This is a genomic window from Gracilibacillus sp. D59, from assembly GCF_052246695.1.
Lineage (GTDB): Bacteria > Bacillota > Bacilli > Bacillales > Amphibacillaceae > Gracilibacillus.
Genome location: NZ_JBQQCK010000008.1, coordinates 16,725 through 41,254 on the forward strand (window position 1 = coordinate 16,725; position 24,530 = coordinate 41,254).

The window sequence follows — 24,530 nt, forward strand, 5'->3', positions numbered from 1 at the left end:
GAGCTGAGACAGCTCGATTTTTATATCTTGTCAATCTTCAGTTAAAGCAGATTTTCTCTTTTTTCTAATGGAATAAATCAATAAACTTATCATTAGAATGAATTGAGCAACAATTACTAGGGCATCCCAGAAGAATGGATTACCTAATGGATTCATTAAATGTGGTAATGTATTGGTCATTAAATAAACCATTTGCGGAATAAAATAAACTACAAATAAACTCATTGTTAATAAAACCCCAACAAATGAGAATACACCATATAATTTAACTACTTTTTCCTCACCTTCAAAGGTGGTAGTGGTGTCATCTTTGTGTAGAAATGGCACCCAATTAGCCATATAATTTTTTCCGTTTTCCATTAAATTATAGCAACCTGTTATATTTTCTACTAGATAATATAGGTCGGTCTTCATATAAAAACAGCATTGATAAATTGTTTTGATAAATATATCAAGAACTACTAAAGATAATATTCCGTTAATAAGATAATGATCAATAGATACTGTCATTTTCACTATTAGTATGGTAATTAGAATAAGTTGGTCAATGAACATACCACCTAAAAACAAACGATTCCTTTGTTTGGATGGAAGTTTCCAAGCAGCAGTTAAGTCTGTTTCGGCAACCACCAAAAACAAGCGATTTCCTATTTGAACATTTGCCGGTAAATCGAAGGATCTTATAGCTAAAATATGACCAAACTCATGCAAAATGATTAAAATTAATGATAGTAGCATATAAGTCAAGATGTTTAACACCATGGAATCAAATATAAATAAGTCTGTATAAGCAGGTAAAAAATCAGTGTAGAAAGAAAAGATACCGACATTGGCAATAATAAATATAATGAATAAAGGGATGGTTAACCGATTAAAAAGTAATGCGGCGAAAGTAGGTGAAATACTAGTAAAGCCTTTTGTTGACTGATCCTTTGTATGAGCGATGATTTCCTTACCGTCGACCTCTTTTACAAGCCCTAAATCGATTAACTGCTGTAGAAAATCTAATAAATCAACCTCTTCCTCTTTGTATTTATCCGTTAATTTTTTTTCAATGATAGCTAATGATTCATTATTATTAATACTTTCGATTGCCTCTATGCAAATTTCAGGCATTTCAAAAAATTCACCAGTTTCATTTTTTTCGACGATATAATGTTTTTTGTCTTTTCTGACTTTTAGAGATTGTAAAATCACTTTAGACTTAAGGTCCAGTTCCATTATTTCACCTCCTGTATTTAGTTCTAAAAGAAAAAAGGACGCTATTTAAAATAGCATCCTATGGACCGAAAATACACCACCAACAAGGAAGAGTAAGTTTTTTTAATTTTTTCACCTTCATGTGTTTATCTCCTTTCAATGTAATCATGATTTATTTGATAATTCATGGTAGCTGTTATGGTAATCAACCCATTTAGGATAGATTTTTTGGAAAATGGTAATTAAATCAGGATCAAATTGGGTTCCACTTCCATTAAGTATATTTTCATAAGCCTTTTCTATAGGTAATGCAGCACGATATGATCTTGAAGATGTCATTGCATCAAATGCGTCTGCGATTGATACTACTCTTGCCAAATAATCAATTTGATTCCCTTTTAATCCATCAGGATAACCCTTACCATCCCATCTTTCATGGTGATGCTTTATCACATTAATGTTTTCAGCAATGCCTTCAACTTCTGCGATTGCTTGTGCACCAACTGTAGGATGTGTTTTAATTATGTCAAATTCTTCTTCTGTTAATTTACCTGGTTTGCTTAAAATGGAATCTGGTATATGTACTTTCCCTACATCATGTAATAAACAAGAATAATAGAAAGTTTTTAACTCTTCATCATCAAATTCTCCAGTAGCCTTAGCTAATGTTACGGCATATTCTGCAACTCTTTCACTATGGCCTCGAGTATATGGATCCTTTAATTCTATTGTTGTAATAACCCCTTTAACAATTCCTTCCATTTGTTTCTCATAAGAACATTGTATAGCTCTGACATAACCGAGAAAACGAAATAAAACAATGCAAGAGACAACTGAAAACATTAGAATTAAAAACAAGGGTAGAGTAACAACTGCATCTAACAAAATTAATCCTAATACTAAATATTTAAAAGCTGTTCCTAACAAGACTAAGTAAAAGAATCGTTTACTCACAAATATTGGTGAAAATATAATTATTACAAGCTCAATAATATTTCCACTTGCATATGATTGTTCACTTCCATAATATATAAGAGCATCTATAAGAATATCTGAAAATGTTACTGCAAGAAATAAGATATATTTAATGGGAGAAGGGTTTTCTTTCTTTAAATAATAATAAGCAATAGGCAGAAGTCCAAAAATGACAAAATACTTTATGTAGGAAAGAGCATCTTTCTGAATATCTGGCTCCAGCCAAGGTACTAATGGAACTATAACATAATAAATTATTTCGTAAGTAAAATAAATAACATAAATCAACCATAAAAACATTACCGTTGTTCTTTTTTCTTCATTTAATAGATTTGAGTACCTATGTGTATTTTTCATTTATAAATCCTTTCTAAACAAATTATACTATATAAAGAACAACATTTCTACAATTTTCCTATGTTTTTATATAAAAATTTATTTATTCTGTTTAAAGTATAAGATAAATGTCGAGACTTGTAAATCAATCTATTATTAATTAAGCATTTATTCATACTACTATAGTAATGCTATAGAGGACTATTCGTTAATTTATGTGGCATATAATATCACAAACACATCATGTTTTGGCACTTACTAGTATAATATGTTTAATAAAGGATAAGGAGGAAGTCAAAATGAAGGAAGAATTTATGAAATTTGCTTTACAAATTGCTTACGAGAATATAGAAAATAAAAATGGTGGCCCCTTTGGTGCTGTGGTTGTTCAAGACAATAAAGTCGTGGGTAAAGGGACAAATGTCGTCACAACAACTAATGATCCATCTGCACATGCTGAAATCAGTGCAATTCGAGATGCTTGCAAAAATCTTAATGATTATCAATTAACAAATTGCGAAATATATACAAGTTGTGAACCATGTCCGATGTGCCTTGGGGCGATTTATTGGGCACGTCCTAAAGCGGTGTATTATTTCAATACTAGAGAAGAAGCAGCAAAGATTGGATTTGATGACCAATACATATATGATCAAATCGCCCTAAATGCCGAAGAAAGAAATTTATATATGAGGCAAATGAATATTAATAGTAATAAATTACCCTTCCAATTATGGGAGATGACAACTGATAAAGTAGAATACTAGAAAAAAAGGATGAGTCGAACTCATCCTTTTTGTTTGGTGAATGTAAAGAAAATAATCGCACCGATGAAAGAGTTGGTAAATAGTACTGCCCCCATTGGCACAGCTGTAGTTTCATCCAATCCTACAATTGGCGCAACAATTGCCCCCATTATTAAAGGCAGCATACCAAGAAGTGCACTTGCTGTTCCTGCACGTTCTTTTTGTTTCTCCATCGCAAGCGAGAAACTGCTAGTTAATATAATCCCGACTGCATTTAGATGAATAAATAATGGAACAACTAACATATACAGTGGCCAATGAAAAATCGTCGCTAATAATAATATGGTGTTAGCCGTCAAAGACATCATGACACCTGTTCTCAGCAGACTTCTTTCCGAAAAATAGCTACTCAATCTACCGACCAGAAAACTACCAAAAATAATTGCCAAGCCATTAATTCCAAACAGAATACTAAAAACTTGTGGCGAAACATGATATAAATCTTGATATACAAATGGCGTTCCTGCTACATAAGCAAATGTTCCACCTTGTACAAAACAAACCACAATCGCATAACCAATAAATGACCGGTCTCTCAATAAAGAAGCCATTGTTTTTAAAGAATTGGTAATGGAACTTGGTCTACGTTCATTTTCTGGTAATGTTTCAGGCAATTTAAACGCACTAATTGTCACCATCACTATTCCTAATATGAATAAAAAGATAAAGATAGTATGCCATGTTGCAAAAGGCAATAATAATACAGCACCACCTGATATCGGAGCAATCATTGGTGCTGTTGCATTAATGACCATTAATAACGCAAAAAATTTGGTTAATGCTTTTCCGTCAAAGACATCTCGTACTACCGCTCGAGATAACACAACACCAGCCGAAGCAGTAAACCCTTGTAAAAATCTAGCAAAAACTAAAATAATGATATTAGGTGCTAATGCACAAACCAATGAAAAGATCGCAAATAGCGAAATGAAGACTAAAATCGGTTTTCTTCTTCCAATTGCATCGCTGATTGATCCAATTACTAATTGCCCAAAAGCTAAACCTAATAAACAGGCAGTTAAACTTAATTGAACAAGCGAAGCACGTGCATCTAAGTCATTTGCTATTTGTGGGAAACTTGGTAAATACATATCAATATTAAACGGTCCTAACATCGCTAGCATGGCAAGCAAAAATGCTAAGCCGATTCGTTGTTTTCCAGTTGGATTATGTAATTTCTGTTCGATGATAAACCCTCCCTTCCACTTATTATATAAGAAGTTATGTAGAAGTTATAGTAATTGGCATTCATCTAACATTAATCATTTGTAACATTTGTCATGAACTTTTAATACAAGAAATCGTTTCATTTGATGTTATACGTGTTATAGATAAATAAGTTTTAAAAAGGAGGATGCAGCATGAAGGAATTTCTATCAAAAGATTTTCATCTGGATAAAAGATTAACAATTAATCAGCTATTAGCTTTACACACATATCAAAAAAATTACCGTGTGAAGGTATACCTACTTATTAATCATGAAACGATTACTCTTGAAAACCTGGCAAATCTAGTTTCTTTTTCATTAACAATGAGTCCTAAATGTAAAATCAAGTTAATTGTGGAAGGAGAAAATGCTCAAGTAACATTGGAGGAACTAACAAAATGTCTTCAACAAGAAGTATATATTATTGCTAATTGATCAGTACTTAAACCCGATAAACCCTGAGGAAGATCACTTCTCCAGGGTTTACTTCATCATAATTATTTTTACATAAAATCAAAAAAGTAACGAATCACATGAAAAAAGACTGGTGCAGTATAAGTTAAACTATCAATTCGGTTAAGATAACGATCCTTCAACCTCTCCATTGCTTCTTTATTTCCTATTAAAAGATCACGCTTCAACACGGATATCGTCAAACTTCCAAAGTATCCTGCAACACTAATCAAAATTCCTGAGGCGATACCAAATGTTACATCTAAAGGTGTCAATAAAGGATAAATGAAATAGGATATTAAAGTTGTCACTAAGAGTGCTCCAATAAATCCTTCCCACGTAATATATGGATTAGCTGTTGGAGCAACTTTTCTTTTGCCTAGATAAAGAGAAATCAAATATTGAGTGACATCATTGATTTGAGTCAGAATAATCAAATACAAAACAAGGTTTGCCCCAAATTCCGGAGTAGCAACTGGGAAGTATGCCAAGTGACTTAAACCGAATACCATCAGCATTAACCCCCAGTGGGTAAAGCTAACTGATCGTAAAAAGCCAACAGTACCTTTGCCAATAATGCGTGGAAGTGGTAAAAACAAAAAAACATAGACAGGAATAAATACTATGAACATGCCGTACCAACCGATGTAGATCCAGTAAAATTGAAGGGGAATCATCAAATAAGACCATAAGAAAATTCGTCTATCTGACTTCCTTGTTTTCATCATTGAGAAATATTCTCTTAATGCAAAAAAACATAATATCATGATAGCGAGTAATGAAACGATCGTATTAAATAACGTTGCAAAACTGAAGATGACGAACATCCCCCACCATGTTTTCACTCGAAGTTGAATCGTGGAAAAATCTTTTCCAGGTTGTATCTTTGTAATAATAATCTTAAAAACTATTGATACGATCAATAAAATAGCAAAAATTATAGATAAAGTCCAAATCGTTTCCCGCATGATTCTCACCCAATCTTTTTAAAAACTGCATTCATTTTACAGTAAATGCGTTATAATGAAAAGAGCATACTTATTTCTGGTTGGTGATGATTTTGAGTGAAGAGAAATATGTTTATATTATGTTATCTGATACAGGTACATTATTTACGAACGTTATCAAAACATATACAAAGGCACCTTATAACCATGCTTCTCTTGCTTTTGATGCGGAGTTGAAAGAAATGTACAGTTTTGGAAGAAAAAATCCCAAAAACCCTTTAAACGGTGGATTTGTAAAAGAGGATATTTTGACTGGTACGTATAGTAAATATCGTAATACTACTTGTGTCATCTACCGTCTACAAGTAACCGAACGTGAAATCGAGAAAATGAAACGAATATTGGAAGTATTTATAAAAAATAATAATAAGTTTCTCTACAATATCCTTGGCGTGATTGGAGTCTCATTAAAGGAACCAGTTGAATTCAGTAATTCATATTTTTGTTCGCAATTTGTAGCAGATATTCTTTATCGATCTGGTATTAAATTATCGGATAAACTCCCCGCCATGGTGACACCTGAAGATTTCAGAAAGAATGATCAGATGGAATTAATATATGAAGGGAAATTATTTGATTATGCCCCTGTTAAGCAACATTAACCATTAATACCTAATAATCGAATGAATTTGTAGAATGATGTCGGCGGACAGGGATAAAGGAACAGCTACTGGTGAAGGTTTCTACAAATATCCTAACCCGAGCTATGAAGATCCTGATTTTCTTCATAATAAAAGAGAAGGTGGTAAAATTAAACCACTTTCTCTTTTTCATTAGAGCATTGCTTCTGCTATGAGCTGATACGATTTCTTCTTCGCTTCAAAGTCGTGAATATTGGTAATAAGCATAAATTCATCTGTTTGATAGACATCTTGCAGATAAATTAGCTTTTGTTTTATTTTGGCCGGTGTTCCGATCATACAACGCTCTCTATTTTTCTTGATAATATCCAGTTCTTCTTGTGTAAAAGATTTTCTTTGGACTTCTTCAATGGATGGCACTTTCGTATCTGCACCTTTTCCTACGCTAAGTAGCCATTTATCTTGTGTTAATGCTAACTTTTCTGCTTCGTCTTCTGTTTCAGCACAGATTACAAATATACAAACGATCGTTTTAGGCTGATCCATGGACACAGAAGACTGAAATTTTTTATGATATGTCTGTATTACTTTCTCACCATTAGCAGGATTAATAAAATGACCAAAAACAAATCCTACTCCGATCTCTGCTGCATTTGTTGCTCCACGCTCTGACAATCCCAATACCCAGATCGGTGGTACTCTTTCAATTCGTGGACCTGCTTTCACCAAACGGAATTCATGGTCTTTAGGTAACGAATTATGTAAAAAACCTTGTAAATCAGCGAGTTGACGAGGAAATTCACGTAAGCTTTTGTTTTGATTATCTGTCAATGCAGATCTAGTTAATTGGGAGCCTCCTGGAGAACGGCCGACACCTAAATCAATTCGCTCAGGAAAGAAAGCAGCTAATGTTTTAAAGTCTTCTGCTATTTTATATGGGCTATACTGTGGTAATAAGACACCACCTGATCCAACTCGAATTTTGTTAGTCACAGAAGCTATTCTCGTCATCATAATTTCTGGAGATGAGCTTGCCAGACCATTAGTATTATGATGCTCTGCTACCCAATAACGATGGTAACCTAGTTTTTCTGTCCATTTGGCAAGTTCTAATGTATTTTCCAGTGTTTGTTCCGGTGTATCTCCTCTTGCAATCGGTGCTTGATCCAACACACTCAATTTCATCATGCTTCACTCCTTTCCGGACATTTAATCCCTTATTTTGTTGAATAATACTCTTTTTCTATTGTTAATGGACATCTATTCCGTTATTTAGACATTTGACTAAAAATATGACATGATTTTGAGTTAATAACGGAACAGATGTCCGCTAACATATTAAAAACATCATTTTTAGCTATAATAACGGAATAAATGTCCTTTCATGCTTGGTCCGTACAACAAAGATAGCATACCAAACAGACTGGTATGCCATCAAAGTTTTTCTTTATCTAAATAGATCTAATAAGCGATCCCAAAAGTTTTTCTTCTCTTTTGTTTCTTCTTGCTTATCATCTTCTTCATCATCTTTTTTAATACTTTCCGTTTTAATTACAAATTGAACGGATTGCACATTTTTGTTTTTGTCTGAAACAAATGATTCAGCATTAAAATCTGACTTATCATATTCATTGATCATCTTATCTACTTCATCTTGCATTTGATCAGGTAAATCACTAGTTGAATCAGCCAATTCGGTTGTTCCATCATGTAATTCCGTTGCACCATTTTCCAATGAATCAGTACCATCTTCCAATTCAACTATCCCATTATGAAGTTCCTGATAACTATTGGATAACTCGCTAACCCCGTTTGTATATTTAACAAGTCCGGAATGAAATTCTTTATACTTATCTGAAAGTGTAGCTAATCCATTTTGTAATTCAGCTAAACTTTCCTGTATATCCATCCCTTCACTTGCTGCTTTGATTTGTTCAGCCATGGTTTCCAGTGAAGACGCCATATTATTTTGTGAACTACTTACCTCGTCAAGAGTTGGGGTAACTGCTGCAAAAGCTTTGCTGACTTTTTCATAGGTACCTTTTGCTGTACGAGCTGCTTTATAAGTTTCAACTAATTTCTCTACTACTTCTTGATTGGCTCCACTTTGATATAACTTTTGAATCTCATCCTTCGAAATATTATGAGCTGGAATGGTCTTCATCGATTCATCCAACGCTTCATAGGCCTTTGAGTAATTTTCCTTCAATGTCGTTAATCCTTTTCCAGCTTCTCTCAAGCCCTCAGCAATTTGCATTAGACCATCTTGCATTGCGCCAAAATCACCAGCTTCAACGTTTTGATCCGTTGAATTTTTCATCGTTACCAATGCTTGATCAATGGATTCACTACCACTGATTAGATCGGTTGATCCCTTACTTACTTTTGCGATTCCATCTTGAAAATCACTGGAACCGTTCTTTAGGCTTGATACTCCACTATTTAGCTCTGAAATTCCATTCGCTAATTCGCCTACCCCATTATCGATTTCTGCTGTAGCATCTGATAATGTTTTGAATTCCTCTGTCATTTCATCAATTTCTGGTGAATCAATGGACATGGAGGATGGAACAGCACTTATTTCGATTCCTTCCATTTCAAAATCGGTCACATCTGCTTCCACCAGAAAATTTCCCTCTTGCTCCGGCATCACTGTAAATGTCACTTGTTTATTTTTACCGGCGTTTGCTATTGTTCCTTCATCCGCCGTAATTTCCTGATATCGTTCACCATCTAAAGTAAGCGATATTTGTAATAAATAATTTTCAAAAAAGATGGGATTAACCTCTTCGTTTGCTGAAGTTTCCACTTTAATCTGAAGATGACCATCTTGACCCAGCATTTTATCAGGGTTCATTGCTTCACCATCAAGCTGGTAACTGATGTCAAAATTCCATGGTAACGGCTTTTTCTCCAAATCACCTTGATAATAAAAGGAACCCTCTGAAGCCGTGAATGAAATTTTATCTCCATCTTTTGTAATCTTAGATAGATCTGTTAGATTTTTAACATTCGTATAATCACCGTAATCGACTAATTTACCTGGTTCTTCTACTTCGAAGCTGTTTACCACATACATATCCAGCTCTTTACCATTTGGTTGTAATGTTGAATATATCACCTCATCCTTTGGAGCAGCAGTACTAGCTGCCGCTACGTTCATTGGAGAGAATACGAGTAAACTTACTATCATTAATAATAAAAATCGTTTTATTCTCATAATCAACCTTTCCCCTTATAAAAATTTGCTTTCCATGTTGTCTTTTCAATCACTTTATCAAACACTAACAGCATTGCTGGCAAGAAAAACACAACCAGTATAAATGCCAGTAATGCTCCCCTTCCAAGTAACAAACCGATCGATCCTACAATTGGGTTCGTAGAAGTCATCCATAATATAAACCCAACACTTGATAAAATCGAAGCGGATATTAGAATGGAAAAGAGTTTCTCATCAATAGTTTTCTTTATCGCTTTTAGTGCAGGCATCTCTTTGCGGTTGAGGTGGTACGCTTCCGATAAGAGAATTGCATAATCCACCGTTGCTGCTAACTGAACCGTACTTATAATCAGATAACCTACATACACAAGGGATGAATCCGTAAAGTATGGTACAGATAAGTTTAGCCACACTGCTGCTTGTATCGTTAAAAGCAACACAATCGGCATGGAAATCGAACGGAAAGTGATTAATAACACGATCGCAATCGTAACAACAGTTAGTATGTTGACTACTATATTATCTTTTTCCACCGTTTTTTTGATATCGTAAAGTGTTACACTTTCACCTAAAGCATGAATGTCTTCACCATAATAACTTTCTGCCATTTCTTGCGCTTCATCAATTAAGTCAAAAGCAGCATCACCCTCTGCATTGGCATTTGTATGCAAAATAATACGCGAATAATTTTCCGAGTAAAATTGTTCTGTTACAGATTCATCTAAATACTCAGGAGGAATCGCTGCACTGACTGTGTTCACATAAGCTAACACACTGGACACATGATCAAGTTGTTCTAAATCTTGCACCAGTTCTTCTTCTTTTGCGATATCTCCTTTTGGTACAAGTAAAACCATTGGCGTATATTTACCAAAAGCATCTTCAATCGTTTGTTCATCCACACCAATTCGAGTAGAATCTGGATGCTCTCCAACACCATAAATAAAGTCTGTATTACTTTGCGCTAAGAAAGCAGGTACGATCATTAACAATACAAGTATCAAGCTTGGGATTTTCAGTTTCACAACACGCTTACCTATATTTTTAAAGTTCGGTACCAGTTGTTTATGCTTTGTTTTATCAATCCATTTGTAAAAGGTAAGCGTTAATGCTGGTAAAAAGACCATTACACTGACAAAGCTAAGCAGGATCCCTTTTACTAAATTAAGTCCCAAGTCAGCCCCAATTTCAAAGTTCATAAACGTAAGTGCCATGAATCCAAAAAAGGTCGTTGATGCACTTGCTGCGATAGCCGGGAATGATCGTTTCATTGCTAGACGCATTGCATTGGTAGGATCTTCCCCTTTGTTACGAAAGTCAGAAAAGCTATGTAACAAAAAGATCGCATAGTCAAGTGACACTGCTAACTGTAGTATTGGTGCAACCGACTGAGTGACAAAGGATACTTCTCCCAAAAATATATTGGTACCAAGGTTGATCAGCACCGATACCCCGATCGCACTTAGGAAGAAAACCGGCTCCATCCAGGAATTCGTCGAAAGTACCAAAATAATAATAATAATCGGAACTAACAATAATGCCGCATAAGCTGATTCTGAACCAGCCATTTTCTGGGATGATGCGGTGTCTACCGCTTCTCCAGAAAGTGCATTTTCCTCACCAATCAATTCATAAATTTGATCAGTAACTTCTACTTCATTGCCCTCACGAATATGGAACGAAAATAGAGCATTATGATCTTTATAGTACGTTTCAACAGTATCCTTATCAGCAAGTTCAATCGGTGTTTTGATATCAATCGCATCATCTAACCATGTTACATCACTAACACCATCAATTGCTGAGATTTGTTCTTTATACTCTAACGCTTCCTGTACGGTTACATCATGAATCATTACACGCGAATTTGCGACTGATGCTTCAAATTCATCCTCCATCGTATCCATGGCATTAATGGAAGGCGCGTCGTCTGGCAAGTAATCTACCATATTATAATTAACTGACACGGCAAATTGCGTAATAACACTAATTAGGGAAATTACGATAAAAGTGATTACAATTGATTTTTTATGTTTAATTATTTTTGTTGAAAGGTCAATCGTTGTTCATCCTCTCTTGCATAATTTCTCAATCCACTTTAATATTATATAGACACCGTGTTGGATATTCAACGAACAGTTTTGGATATTACGTTTGTTTTCCAACATATTATATTTTTTTGTTGGAAATTAACAAAAAGTTCACAAAGTAAGGAGTGTTTTCATTGAGTGATAAATTAGACCGCCGCAAGAAATATACTCGTATGGTCTTAAAAGACAGCCTGATCCAATTAATGAATGAGAAAACTTTTTCATCGATTACCGTAAAAGAAGTTTGTTCACGTGCGGATATTAACCGTTCTACCTTTTACACACATTTTACCGATGTTCTCGATTTACTTTACTCAATAGAAGCAGAAATTATTGAAGAAATGAATAAATCATTAAATGCATTTAATTTTGCCAAAGAGGAAGAGTCAATTCAGATGACGGAGAAATTATTGGAATATATTAAGGAAAGAAAAGAGATTTTTGAAGCATTACTGGAAAATAATACGGGGACAAGCTTCGAAAAAAGAGTGATGGATATAGCGAGACATTTTTTAATGAATAGAGCCCTGACAGCTAACATTGATGAAGCTTCCTACTTAAGCACATTTATGGTCTCAGGAGCCATCAATGTGATCAAAGACTGGCTACTCAACGATCATAAACAATCGCCTAAACATATGGCCGAACTGATAAGCCAGTTTACCAACAAAGGACTAGGATCGATGAATTAAGAAAAGCGCAAACCAAAAACCCGGAGAATGAAAGTGTTCTCCGGGTTTGGTTTCATTATGACCAGCTATTCAGCACTGTTTCAGCGTCGTTTATTAGTCTTTCCTTGATATCATCTTCCAAGTCACTTCGGTTTAGATGTTTTAGGAAATCTTCAAGTTGCTTTCCTGCTTGTTTTGTTTGATCGTTTTCTAAATGATGTTCTGCTTGTTTTAATTTGTTTACTAAAACTTGATCATCTTCTGCTGTTACCGCCAGATTTACTTGATGCTTCAAAGCAGCTAAAGATGGTGTGTAATCAACAGAAGGGAAATCTAATTCTTCTGCTAACACTTGGTCACGAATGTCCTCACCTAAATAATAGCCGATATGTGGTGGTTGGTTATAGGTTGTATTTTGCCAGGCGATACCCATCCGATAAACGGAATCATGCATTAAAGTCGGCAAACGATAATCTGTAGGTATTGTTGTACTAAATAATCTTAATTCAGAACTATCTTCTGTTGGGAAAATAACTTCTTCTCGCCAATCACCTAAAATATCTGCCTGTAAACTTGGATTTGCTTTTGTACCATTATTGCTTACTACATTTTCAAATTCCTCTATCACATTCGCTTCTCCAGTCGCTTCATCATATTTGGTGATGGATGTATGGTCAAGTAACTCATGTAATAAATCACCATCCCAATAGGTGACAAAGTTAACCGGAAGTCCAATATCACGGAAACTATTCGCTATTACTTCTCCTTGCACATTATAGACGCCACCGCCATCTTCTACAGTTGCTCCTCCGGTACCCCAGAACTCATATCCTGGATTCGATGTAATATTAGCTGCTACACCACGACCTGCATCTTTATATGCAAAGAACGATTGTAATGTTTCTCCAGTAGCCCCATCATGATATTCTAATGAAGCAACTTCAGGCGCCTCACGCACACCGAAAACATGAAGACCTTCACGATCAGGATCAAAAGCACCGACATGAAGTGCATCCCCATGTGAACCTTGCTCTCGTCCCATTTCCCCGTCCATTGCGTATAATATCGAACCATCATGATCAAGTGTTAAAGAACCTGCGATAATTTCATCATATCCATCATTATCTACATCACCTGTAGCTAAATTATGGTTACCTAAGCCTTCACCGCGTCCTGCTTCATCTGTATCAAATGTCCAATCTTCTACAAGAGTTCCATCCTGTAAGCTGTAGGATACAAAGGTGGTTCTTTCATAATAACCGCGACCATAAATGGCACTTGGTGTTTTACCATTAACATATGCTAATCCAGACAAGAAACGGTCAGAACGGTTATAGAAATTATCTCCCCATGAAGCACCCTGATCTCCTTCTTCTTTTTCAACTGGGAAAGCATAATCAATCGTATCAATTACTTCTCCTGTCTCTCCATCGAAAACCGATACATATTCAGGACCTGTTACAACATGTCCACCTTCATTAATCCATTTACCATCATCTTCTGGATTGCCAATCACACTAATGACTTTATCCTCATCAAAAACACCATCGGTTACACCATAAACAGTTGTAGCATCTGCTGTTTTAATCAAAAATTCTGATTTTCCATTTCCGCTCATATCTCCGACAACAAACTGATGATATGCTGGACCCGATGTTAAATTCATGCCCATATTCATACGCCATAACGGTGTCCCATCTAGCTTATACGCATCAAAAATAGTAGGACCAGTAATAACATCTTGAAGAGCAGTCATCGCATTGGATGGACGCCATTTTACAATAACCTCAAATTCCCCATCACCATCAAGATCTCCAACACTAGCATCATTCGCAGAATAAGTGTAATCTCCTGTTGCTGTTGTTCCACCTTCTGGTTTTTGAAGCGGAATCGATAAATAGTTTTTATCTAAGCTGTCGACTTTATTTGTTTCCGTCACCTCACCATGTACAATTGTTTCAACCTGATAAGTATCCCCATTATTTCCATTTTCGTCTAAGAAGTTCGTTACTTCTAGTGGTTGCTCATTTAATTTTTCTCCATTACGTAATACATTAAAGGTAACAGCTTGATCATATTCATCCGCCAATAAGCGCCATGATACAAATATACCTTCTTCTGATGGTAACGCAATCACACCTCGATCGAGCCATTCCGTATCTCGATTTGTTTCAGGCGGTGTTAATCGGTTATAGACATAAATCGTTGCAATACGTTCGAATGGATTTTCTACTTCATCAGATGTTGCCAAAGTCCCTTGAAACGTGTATACACCAGTTTCGTCTGGATTCCATGGTTCTCCAACCTCCTGCCAGCTCTCAACAGCAACATCAACTGTTGTATCATTTGCTAACGTTACTGGAACAGTGTCAGGTAAACCAATGGAATTAATATCTGATGTTGCATCTCCGACATAAACTCTTTTGTAAGGTAATTTTTCAACAGCAGTGATTACATTGTCTTGAATAGGAATATGATTCAATTCAATATTATCCGCATATGTTGTCCATGTATGATTATTTCCTGATGTCCTTATACCGACTAATTTCAACTTATCAACCGAACCATCAAACTGAACACCATCTAGAGACACGGTATGACTTTCATCCCCTATTGAGAACAGAATTTCATTGTCTATCAAGTTAAAGTTAATTTCTACTTGATACCATGCTTCAGGATTTGTAATGTTTGTCTCGATCGGTTCTTGATTACCGGCAAAGAAAGTTAAAGGAGCATTATTCGTATTATTGATGGTAAATACCGTATTGCCTGTCTCATCTTCAATACGAAGCTCTCCACCATTCTCATTAGGGCGGACTCCTTTATCATTATTTTTACCAGGATACCAATCTAATTTAACTTGAATCTGGGCACCATTGACTGCACTGTCAAAATCCTTCGTAGCGACACGTCCACCAGATTGATCGACAACACTAAAATCTAGCTTAGCTGTATCATTTCCGGCAATGTTCTCTTCATTAATTGATACAGTTGCTGCAAAAGTAGAGAATCCCCAGTTTTCTACTTCTAATGGCTCGGCATCACCAAAGTCTGTCGAATAAACTGTTTGATAATCATCATTTGCAAACGCAGTTGGAACAATAGAAAAAGAAGATAAAATCAAGATTACAATCGTCATCAAAATAAACTGTGTTTTGAGTCGACTTTTAGCTAGCACTATTACTTCAGCTCCTTTAAAAAGTTATCGTAATAGGAGATTGCCTGCACACCTCAATGCTTATCCTTCCCTCCTTCCCGTCACTAAGAAAGCGCATACATTGTTGTGTGAGAAACATAATCTCTACTTCAAGCCTAGCAACCTTTATTATTCCTGGCTATATCATATTTTTGCAAAACACTGACCTTTTGATATTACTAACATTTTAAGCAATATAATACTTTTTTGTATGTCATTGTAAAAATGAGACAATAATTTTCTAGTACTTCTTTTCTATTCTATCAACTGAAACTATGATCAAAGAGTACTAGTTGAAAAGGAAAAGTGCAAAGCGGCCCGGCGCAGCGTTGGACTTGCACTCATCTCCAAAAGGATGGAAGGAACATAATAGTTGCTGCGTAATTTATGTTTTATGTGTACAATTATATACATTCGTTACTTCTGAGGTAGTATTCCGTTCTTTTTTCTTTAAAAAAATTCCGAAGAACTAAAAAGCTCTCCGGAATTTTCGTGTTTATGACCAGCTATTTAATACTGTTTCAGCCTCTTGTAATAATGCTGCCTTCACATCATCTGTCAGGTTACTTCGATTAAGATGTTTCTTGAAGTCTTCTAACAGTTTCACCGCTTGTTTTGAATAACCTTTTTCAAAATGATGTTCTGCTTGTTTTAATGTGTTTAATAAAACTTGGTCATTTGCTTCTGTTACTTCTAGATTTACGCGATGCTTCAATGCCCCAAATGATGTTGTATAATCAACAGCTGGGAATTCTAATTCTCCTGCTAATACTTGATTACGAATATCCTCACCTAAATAATAGCCAATATGTGGAGGCTGGTTATACGCAGAGTTTTGCCATGCGATACCCATGCGGTAAACCGAGTCATGCATTAATGTTGGCAAACGATAGTCTGTTGGAATCGTTGTACTAAAGATTCGTAATTCATTACTGTCAGTTGTTGGCAGTATTACTTCCTCACGCCAATCTCCAAGAACGTCTGCCTGTAATGATGGTGTCGCTTTTGTTCCATTATTACTTACAACACCTTCAAAATCTTTTACAATCTCAGCTTGTCCACTATCTTCCTGATACTTAGTAATGGCTGTATCATCTAATAGTTCATGAAGTAAATCTCCATCCCAATATAATGCAAAGTTAACTGATAACCCAGCATCTCTAAAACTATCAGCATGTACATTTCCTTGCACATTATAAATACCTCCGCCAGTTTCAGCATCACCACCGCCTGTTCCCCAGAACTCATATCCAGGGTTGGAAGTGATATTTGCTGCAAGACCGCGACCTGTATCTCTGTTTGCAAAATAAGACATTAAGGTCTCTCCAGTTGCACCGTCATGTAACTCAACAGAAGCTACTGCTGGCACTTCATGAACAGCAAAAACATGTAAACCTTCACGCGCTGGGTCAAAAGCACCAACATGTAAAGCATCCCCATGAGAGCCTTGATCGCGCCCCATTTCTCCATCCATTGCATACAGAATTGTACCATCCTGATCCAGTGTTAAGGATCCAGCGATAATTTCATCAAATCCATCGTTGTCCACATCACCAGTTGCTAAACTGTGAAAACCTAAACTACTGCCTCGCCCTGCTTCATCTGAATCAAATGTCCATTCTTCGGTAAGTTCCCCATCTTCTACATTATAGGCAACAAAAGTAGTTCGCTCATAATAACCACGACCGTAGATCGCACTTGGAGTTTGACCATCCAAATACGCCAATCCAGATAAGAAGCGGTCAGAACGGTTATACCAAGTGTCACCCCAAGAAGAGCCATTATCGCCTTCTTCTTTTTCTACAGGGAATGCATAGTCAATTGTATCGATAACTTCACCCGTTTCACCATCAAAAACAGACATGTACTCGGGACCACCGTAGACATGGCCACTTTCGTTTACCCATTTCCCATCATCTTCAGCATTTCCAATTACACTTAACACTTTATTTGGATCATATTTTCCATCTGTCGTACCATAAGAAGTTGTTGCATCTGCAGTTTTAATTAAAAACTCACTTTTTCCATTACCATTCAAATCAGCAACAACAAATTGATTGTAATGAGCACCAGATGTTAAGTTATGCCCCATATTAATACGCCACATTAATGTGCCATCCATTTTATAGGCATCAAAAATGGTCGGACCTGTCATACCGGTTTGCGAACTGTCAATCGCGTTTGTTGGATACCATTTCACGATAACCTCGTATTCTCCATCACCATCAAGGTCCCCAACACTTGCATCATTTGCCGTATATGTGTAATCTCCTGTTGCTGTTGTACCACCTGCTGGTTTTTGTAACGGGATGGATAAATAGTCTTCACTTAAACTATCTACTTCATTCGTTTCCGTTACTTTACCATTTACGATTGTTTCTATACGATACTTATCACCACTGTTACCATCTTGATCCAAATAATTGGTTACATCCAGCGGCTGATCATTTAATTTTTCACCATTGCGGAATATATTGAAGCTGACATCTTGATCATATTCGTCCGCTAATAGACGCCAAGATACAAAAATACCATCCTCTGACTGAAGAGCAATCACACCACGATCCAGCCATTCCGTATTACGGTTTGTTTCAGGTGGTGTTAACCGATTATAAACATACATGGTTGCAGTTCGTTTAAAAGGATTATCGATTTCTTCTGATTCTGCCAATACTCCTTCAAACTTGTATACGCCCGATTGATCTGGATGCCAGTCCTTCCCTACAACTTGCCAGTTTGCAATAGGTGCATCAGTTGTACTACCATTTGCTAATGTTACCGGCACCGTATCTGGCAATCCTATCGAATCTATGTCGGAAGTAGTTTCACCAACATAAACACGTTGATATGGTAATTCATTAATACCGGTAATTGCATTCTCCTGAACAGGTACTTGATTGATTTCAATATTATCTAAATACGTCGTCCAAGTATGATTATTTCCTGATGTTCGAATCCCTACTAACTTTAACTTATCAATGGACCCGTCAAATGCAACACCTTCTAATGATGACGTATAACTTTGACCACCAATTGAAAAATGGATAACATTTTCAATAAGATCGAAGGTAATGTTGACTTCATACCATGCTTCCGGATTCGTAATTCCTGTTTCCACCGGTTCTTGGTTACCAGCAAAGAAAGTTAAAGGTGCATTATTAGTATTATTGATCGCAAACACCTGATTTCCCGCTTCATCTTCGATTCGAAGTTCCCCGGCATTTTCGTTTGCATTGCCACCTTTATCATTATTTTTACCAGGGTACCAGTCCAACTTGATTTGAATTTGGGCACCTTTCACTGCACTATCAAAATCTTTTGTGGCAACACGTCCACCAGATTGATCAACGATACTAAAATCTAGTTTCGCGGTATCATTTCCTGCAATGTCTTCTTCATTAATAGACACCGTTGCAGCATAAGTAGAGAAACCCCAATTTTCGATTTCTAATGGCTCTGCATCACCAAAATCTGTTGAATAAACAGTTTGATAATCATCATTTGCAAAGGCAGTCGGTACAATAGAAAAAGATGATAGAATGAGAATTCCAATCGTAATAAGTAAAAATTGTTTTTTCATAATACTTTTACTAGGCAATATACCTTCACTCCTTTATTTAAAAAAGTACGTACAACAGGAGATTTTTTCTTCACACTTTTTAAGTAACCCCCCTCCTCTTTTTCTTATTTCCGCAACAAAGAAAGCGGATACATTTTTATGTGAATAAAAAGAATCTCTTCATCTAGCCTAGCAAACCTTTATGATTCCCGACTATATCATATTTTTGCAATGTGCTAACTTATTGATTTCAATAGCATTTTAAACTATATAATACTTTTTTTGTATTTGCTAGTTTAGATACAACAAAAAAATACTAGTACTTATTTTCTACTCCATCAACAGATAAATTGATCAAAAAGTATTAGTATCCACTGTACACATAAGACTATTAAATCATATATTTATTTATTTTTTTTAATGCGTTATTTTGTAAATATTATATGCAGTGACGTTAGCAAGTATAAATAAAGGATTTCCTTGAGCATTTGCATGCAGGACCTGTTCAGCAACACCCTTACTTTGATAGTATTCTGATTGATTCTGACCATTCCGCTTCTGTTCTGCTTCTAACCCAGCCAAGTATCGATATTGAACGGGTACGAGGACTAATGATATCAATATATATACACCTAACATGATCATAATAATGTTTCCTATCATAGTAAAAAACCCCAATACAAAATTCTTTTCTAGTATTTTGTACGAATCAATATAGTCATTGGTTTCATAACTAGTATCGTTTTCTGAATTTTATGTAAACGCTTTATAAAATGGTGTTATACATGTATAGTAAAAGTATTACGTTAACTTAGTATTTATTTTCAGAAAAATGAGGTGGAGAGTATGACAAAAGAAACAAAGATTGAAGTAAATGCGAGACGTGTTTTAAGCAGTGGTAACTCGATGCTTTATGGTCACTTTATCGAACATTTTCATCGGCAAATTTATGGAGGGATATTCGATCCTACTTCCCCTCTTTCAAATGAGCAAGGATTTCGAAAAGACGTACTAAATGCGTTAAAAAACATTGGCACTCCGATTGTCAGATGGCCAGGTGGTTGCTTTGTTTCCAATTATCATTGGGAAGATGGCGTTGGAAAACGAGAACCTTTTTTTGATAAAGCCTGGAGAGTAGAAGAACCAAACCTGTTCGGAACAGATGAATTTGTTGCCTTCTGCCGTTCAATCGGTGCAGAGCCTTATATTTGTACAAATGCTGGAACAGGAACTGCAGAAGAAATGAGTAATTGGGTAGAATATTGTAATCTCAAAGATGAAGGAAAATACGCAAAAATGAGACAAAAAAATGGACATGAAGAGCCATTTAACGTGAAATATTGGAGTATCGGTAATGAAAACTATGGCAATTGGGAAATAGGAGCAAAAGACCAAAAAGAATGGGGGCGATTAGTATTAGAATCCGCTAAAATGATGAAACGGGTCGATCCCACAATTGAATTACTTGCGGCTAGTATTTCTGATCTGGATTGGAATATCAATCTTCTAAAAGAAGCAGGGGACTTTCTCGATTGGATTTCCATTCACGGTTATTGGGACCGCCTTCATGAAGTAGACAACCCTTCCCCATACGAAACTTGCATGATCTATACGTTGGAAATAGAAGAACAAATATTAAAAACAAAATATATTCTTGGTTCACTTGGATATCTTAACAAAATAAAGATTGCTTTTGACGAATGGAATTTACGAGGCTGGCACCATCCTAATGTTCATAGAGGGGATTGGTTGGCCGAGGATATTATTGCATCAAGAGATCGAAACGATATTAATTCCACCTACACAATGGCAGATGCGGTGTTCAATGCATGTTTCTTAAATATTTGTTTAAAACACAGCGATGTGATCGGAATGGCAAATTTCGCTCCTGTGGTTAACACTCGTGGTGCCATTTTCACACATGCAGATGGTGTTGTTTTACGTTCCACTTACTATGTATTTGAGTTATATACGAAATATATGGGAGATAAGACTATCGATACTTGGACTTCACAAAACGATTTCTTTGAAGTGAATCACAATGGAAAAACATATCAAGTACCATCAATAGATGTGATTGCCACAACAAAAGATGGTTCCGAGAATTTACGTATCTCGATTGTTAATAGGCATCCCGATCAAAAAAGAATCGTTAACATTAATACTAACATCCACTTTGAAAATGGGACCCTTTATTCTATTGTAGGTTCCTCAAAAGATGCTTATAATGACATTGACCAGCCTGACAACTGTAAAACTATTCAGCACGCAGTAAAAGTGAACACACATGAAGCGGCTGTGGAAGTGGAGCCACATTCTGTTAATATATTAGTTTTAGAATAAACAAATCCAAACCCTGTTCAAATTAACAGGGTTTTTTTTTAAAAAAAACTCCCCCTCAAGTAAACCTCTTACATTACATTTATATTACAACATTGAAAATTAAATAATTTTATTGTATTCTTTTGTTAATAAATACATATATCCTTTTTGTATGTTTTGCATTTAATTAATAATTTAGAAAATAAAAATGTCACTTCCTAGACATATTATATTTCCGATTAACTTTTTTATTATTCAAATAAAAATGAAAGCGCGTTCAAACCATCCATATATTTTGAAGGGAGGAATGCGATGGGAAATTCATAAGTGATTTTAATAAAAATTTAGAAGGGAGCATTTACATGAAATCTATTATTGGAAAATCGATTTTATTATTCCTCGTATGTATGTTAATTCCAGTGACAGTAGGGGCGACAAAAAATTCACAGCAATCTGACAACAGTAATAAACCTGGACAACCCTTGGAAGGTCCTGTTCCTAATTTTGAAAATGTATCTGTACACGATCCTTCCATTATTAAAGATGGTGATACATTCTATGCTTTTGGTACACATATTGAAGCAGCGAAATCTAAGGACCTTATAAGTTGGGAACGGTTCACCAATGGTTATACAACACCTGGTAACGAACTATATGGTGATCTATCTGAAAATTTAGCAGGCTCATTTGAATGGGCTGGCGAAAACGATGCTGATAGTACTGGCGGTTTTGCCGTATGGGCTCCTGAAATTTTTTATAATAAACATTATGTCAATGAAGATGGGTCAAAAGGTGCCTATATGATCTATTACAGTGCATCTTCAACATATATTCGTTCAGCAATTGGCTATGCCGTTTCGCAAAATATAGAAGGACCTTATGAATACGTGGATACTGAAATTTATTCAGGCTTCACCAAAGAGGAAGCTTATGATAATAACAGTACAGTTAATAAACAATGGGAAAACACAAATATTTCTACGTTAATTGACGAGGGTACTTTAACGAAAGAAAATCAAAATTGGTTCAATAACGGTGGATCATTTAATAATGCGATGTATCCAAATGCAATTGATGCCAACCTATTCTATGATGAGAATGGCAAGCTTTGGATGACTTACGGTTCCTGGTCTGGTGGTATATTCTTACTAGAAGTAGATAAAGAGACTGGACAGGTTATTCATCCAGAAGAAGACGGCGAAACTGAAGATGGTAGAATGATTGATCGCTACTTTGGTACGAAAATTGCCGGTGGTTATACGAAATCAGGTGAAGGTCCATATGTCGTGTACAATGAAAAAACCGGCTACTATTATTTATATATGACTTATGGCTGGTTAGGTGCAGACGGTGGTTATAATATGAGAGTCTTCCGTGCAACTGATCCAGAAGGACCTTATCTTGATGCACAAGGTCAAGATGCAGTACTCCCTGGTAATGTATCAAACCATACGTATGGTAATAAAATAATGGGGAACTTTATGTTCGACAGAAAAGTCGGCGAACCTGGTACTGGAGATGGATATGGTTATGTATCTCCTGGTCACAACTCTGTTTATCAGGATGAAGAAACCGGAGAACAATTCTTAGTCTTCCATACTCGTTTTCCAAATCAAGGTGAAGTACATGAAATGAGAGTTCATTCTATTTTTATGAATGAAGATGATTGGCCAGTTGTTTCCCCTCATCGTTATACAGGAAAAGAATTAGAGAAAGTAAACAGTCAAGATCTTGTTGGTTTATATAAATATATTAATCATGGAAAAGAATACTCTGCTGAAATTGAGACTTCTGAGTATATTACTTTAGAGAAAAACAACAAAATTTCTGGTGCTGTAGAAGGTGAATGGAAAAAGACAGGTCACAACAAGGCGGAAATCACAATTGATGGAGAAACATTTAAAGGCGTATTTGTACCGCAATGGGATCAAACATCCGAACAATATGTGATGACATTTACTGCAATGTCAGATGAAGGTATAGCTATTTGGGGAAGTAAACAAGAAAACAGATCGGATGCCGAAGTAGTACAGGCTATTGAAGAAGAGCTTGATTTAGGAAACACAGAAGAAGTAGTGAGTGATTTGGAGTTACCGACTACAGGTGCAAATGGAGCCACAGTTAGCTGGGAAACTTCTGATGAATCTGTTATCACAAATACAGGTGAAATCACCCGTCCATCAGAAGAAGTAGGCTCTTTACAAGCAACATTAACAGCTACCATTACACAAGGTGACGAAACAGCTACAAAATCGTTTGAGATTACGGTGTTGCCGTATCAGAATGCCGAACTGACTAGTCATTTTCCTTTCGATGGTAATCTATCAGATCAGCATGGTGATTTCGGAGCTGGTACTATAACTGGAGATCGAATTACAAATACTGGCGGTTCTATTTCTTATGCAGATGGCGTAAGTGGACAAGCGCTTTATTTTGATGGAGAATCTGGTGTATTATTACCAGATAATCTGATTACAGACCATCAATATTCTGTCTCTTTCTGGGTAAACCCAGAAGAACTGTCAACATACACAACTACTTTCTTCGGAGGAGAATTCAGCAGTTGGATTAGTATGTTGCCACAAGGACCTGCAAGTAACAGAACTATGTTATGGTCAGGTGAAGCATGGTATGACGCTCCGAGTAGCTACACGATTAATACGAATGAATGGACACATGTAGCATTTTCGGTCAATAATGGAACAGTAAAATTATACTTGAATGGTGAGGAAGAATTTGTAGGATCCAATTTTCCAGACGTATTTACCAATGCTAACGCTGATTTCAGTCTTGGAGTAAACCATTGGGATACACCATTTAAAGGCTATATTGATAATTTGCAAATTTTTGATGGAGAACTATCACCAGAACAAATAAATAAATTATCAGCTAATTAATGCAGAAAA

The 24,530-nt window shown here is 35.9% G+C and carries 16 protein-coding genes; 6 read left to right on the top strand and 10 right to left on the bottom strand.

Annotated features, from left to right (window positions below; genetic code table 11):
• Positions 1-30 precede the first annotated feature (30 nt).
• Both ACTWP4_RS14150 and ACTWP4_RS14155 read right to left on the bottom strand, forming a co-directional pair.
• A complete protein-coding gene (locus tag ACTWP4_RS14150; protein WP_443129428.1) occupies positions 31-1,221 on the bottom strand; it encodes a PqqD family protein in 1,191 nt (396 codons plus the stop codon).
• A 144-nt stretch (positions 1,222-1,365) separates the two neighbouring features.
• Entirely contained in the window at positions 1,366-2,532 is a 1,167-nt protein-coding gene (locus tag ACTWP4_RS14155; protein WP_443129429.1) for an HD-GYP domain-containing protein, read from the bottom strand.
• 278 nt (positions 2,533-2,810) lie between these two features.
• Between ACTWP4_RS14155 and ACTWP4_RS14160 the strand changes: the two genes are divergently transcribed.
• The gene (locus ACTWP4_RS14160) at positions 2,811-3,278 is read left to right on the top strand and encodes a nucleoside deaminase (RefSeq protein ID WP_443129430.1); all 468 of its coding nucleotides are present in this window, start codon (positions 2,811-2,813) and stop codon (positions 3,276-3,278) included.
• Positions 3,279-3,298: 20 nt separating this feature from the next.
• Here ACTWP4_RS14160 and ACTWP4_RS14165 read toward each other — a convergent pair whose 3' ends face one another.
• On the bottom strand, positions 3,299-4,504 hold the full coding sequence (locus tag ACTWP4_RS14165; protein WP_443129584.1) for a Bcr/CflA family efflux MFS transporter: 1,206 nt from the start codon (positions 4,502-4,504) through the stop codon (positions 3,299-3,301).
• A 174-nt stretch (positions 4,505-4,678) separates the two neighbouring features.
• On the opposite strand from ACTWP4_RS14165, the gene ACTWP4_RS14170 reads away from it, so the two are divergent.
• A complete protein-coding gene (locus tag ACTWP4_RS14170) occupies positions 4,679-4,960 on the top strand; it encodes a hypothetical protein (protein ID WP_443129431.1) in 282 nt (93 codons plus the stop codon).
• A gap of 68 nt (positions 4,961-5,028) precedes the next feature.
• Here ACTWP4_RS14170 and ACTWP4_RS14175 read toward each other — a convergent pair whose 3' ends face one another.
• The gene (locus ACTWP4_RS14175; protein ID WP_443129432.1) at positions 5,029-5,946 is read right to left on the bottom strand and encodes a phosphatidate cytidylyltransferase; all 918 of its coding nucleotides are present in this window, start codon (positions 5,944-5,946) and stop codon (positions 5,029-5,031) included.
• Between the two features lie 119 nt (positions 5,947-6,065).
• Here ACTWP4_RS14175 and ACTWP4_RS14180 point away from each other — a divergent pair, with 119 nt between their 5' ends.
• Entirely contained in the window at positions 6,066-6,587 is a 522-nt protein-coding gene (locus ACTWP4_RS14180) for a hypothetical protein (protein ID WP_443129585.1), read from the top strand.
• A gap of 171 nt (positions 6,588-6,758) precedes the next feature.
• Here the strand turns inward: ACTWP4_RS14180 and ACTWP4_RS14185 are convergent, their stop codons facing one another.
• The 3 genes from ACTWP4_RS14185 to ACTWP4_RS14195 form a co-directional block, all read right to left on the bottom strand.
• The gene (locus tag ACTWP4_RS14185; RefSeq protein ID WP_443129433.1) at positions 6,759-7,754 is read right to left on the bottom strand and encodes an LLM class flavin-dependent oxidoreductase; all 996 of its coding nucleotides are present in this window, start codon (positions 7,752-7,754) and stop codon (positions 6,759-6,761) included.
• A 259-nt stretch (positions 7,755-8,013) separates the two neighbouring features.
• Positions 8,014-9,786 (bottom strand): YhgE/Pip domain-containing protein, encoded by a 1,773-nt coding sequence (locus ACTWP4_RS14190; RefSeq protein ID WP_443129434.1) that lies wholly within the window; start codon positions 9,784-9,786, stop codon positions 8,014-8,016.
• Positions 9,787-9,788: 2 nt separating this feature from the next.
• Positions 9,789-11,735 carry an efflux RND transporter permease subunit gene (locus ACTWP4_RS14195; protein WP_443129435.1) on the bottom strand — a complete coding sequence of 649 codons (1,947 nt, stop codon included), beginning with the start codon at positions 11,733-11,735 and terminating at the stop codon, positions 9,789-9,791.
• Between the two features lie 275 nt (positions 11,736-12,010).
• Between ACTWP4_RS14195 and ACTWP4_RS14200 the strand changes: the two genes are divergently transcribed.
• Complete coding sequence (locus tag ACTWP4_RS14200) at positions 12,011-12,568, top strand: TetR/AcrR family transcriptional regulator (protein ID WP_443129436.1); 558 nt, start codon at positions 12,011-12,013, stop codon at positions 12,566-12,568.
• A gap of 55 nt (positions 12,569-12,623) precedes the next feature.
• Here ACTWP4_RS14200 and ACTWP4_RS14205 read toward each other — a convergent pair whose 3' ends face one another.
• The 3 genes from ACTWP4_RS14205 to ACTWP4_RS14215 form a co-directional block, all read right to left on the bottom strand.
• Complete coding sequence (locus tag ACTWP4_RS14205) at positions 12,624-15,725, bottom strand: rhamnogalacturonan lyase family protein (RefSeq protein ID WP_443129437.1); 3,102 nt, start codon at positions 15,723-15,725, stop codon at positions 12,624-12,626.
• 514 nt (positions 15,726-16,239) lie between these two features.
• The gene (locus ACTWP4_RS14210) at positions 16,240-19,341 is read right to left on the bottom strand and encodes a rhamnogalacturonan lyase family protein (RefSeq protein WP_443129438.1); all 3,102 of its coding nucleotides are present in this window, start codon (positions 19,339-19,341) and stop codon (positions 16,240-16,242) included.
• Between the two features lie 378 nt (positions 19,342-19,719).
• Complete coding sequence (locus ACTWP4_RS14215) at positions 19,720-19,965, bottom strand: DUF3949 domain-containing protein (protein WP_443129439.1); 246 nt, start codon at positions 19,963-19,965, stop codon at positions 19,720-19,722.
• Between the two features lie 183 nt (positions 19,966-20,148).
• Here ACTWP4_RS14215 and ACTWP4_RS14220 point away from each other — a divergent pair, with 183 nt between their 5' ends.
• Both ACTWP4_RS14220 and ACTWP4_RS14225 read left to right on the top strand, forming a co-directional pair.
• Positions 20,149-21,645: an alpha-L-arabinofuranosidase C-terminal domain-containing protein gene (locus tag ACTWP4_RS14220; RefSeq protein ID WP_443129440.1), complete on the top strand. Its 1,497-nt coding sequence runs from the start codon at positions 20,149-20,151 to the stop codon at positions 21,643-21,645.
• A gap of 341 nt (positions 21,646-21,986) precedes the next feature.
• Complete coding sequence (locus ACTWP4_RS14225) at positions 21,987-24,521, top strand: LamG-like jellyroll fold domain-containing protein (protein ID WP_443129441.1); 2,535 nt, start codon at positions 21,987-21,989, stop codon at positions 24,519-24,521.
• Positions 24,522-24,530: the final 9 nt, after the last annotated feature.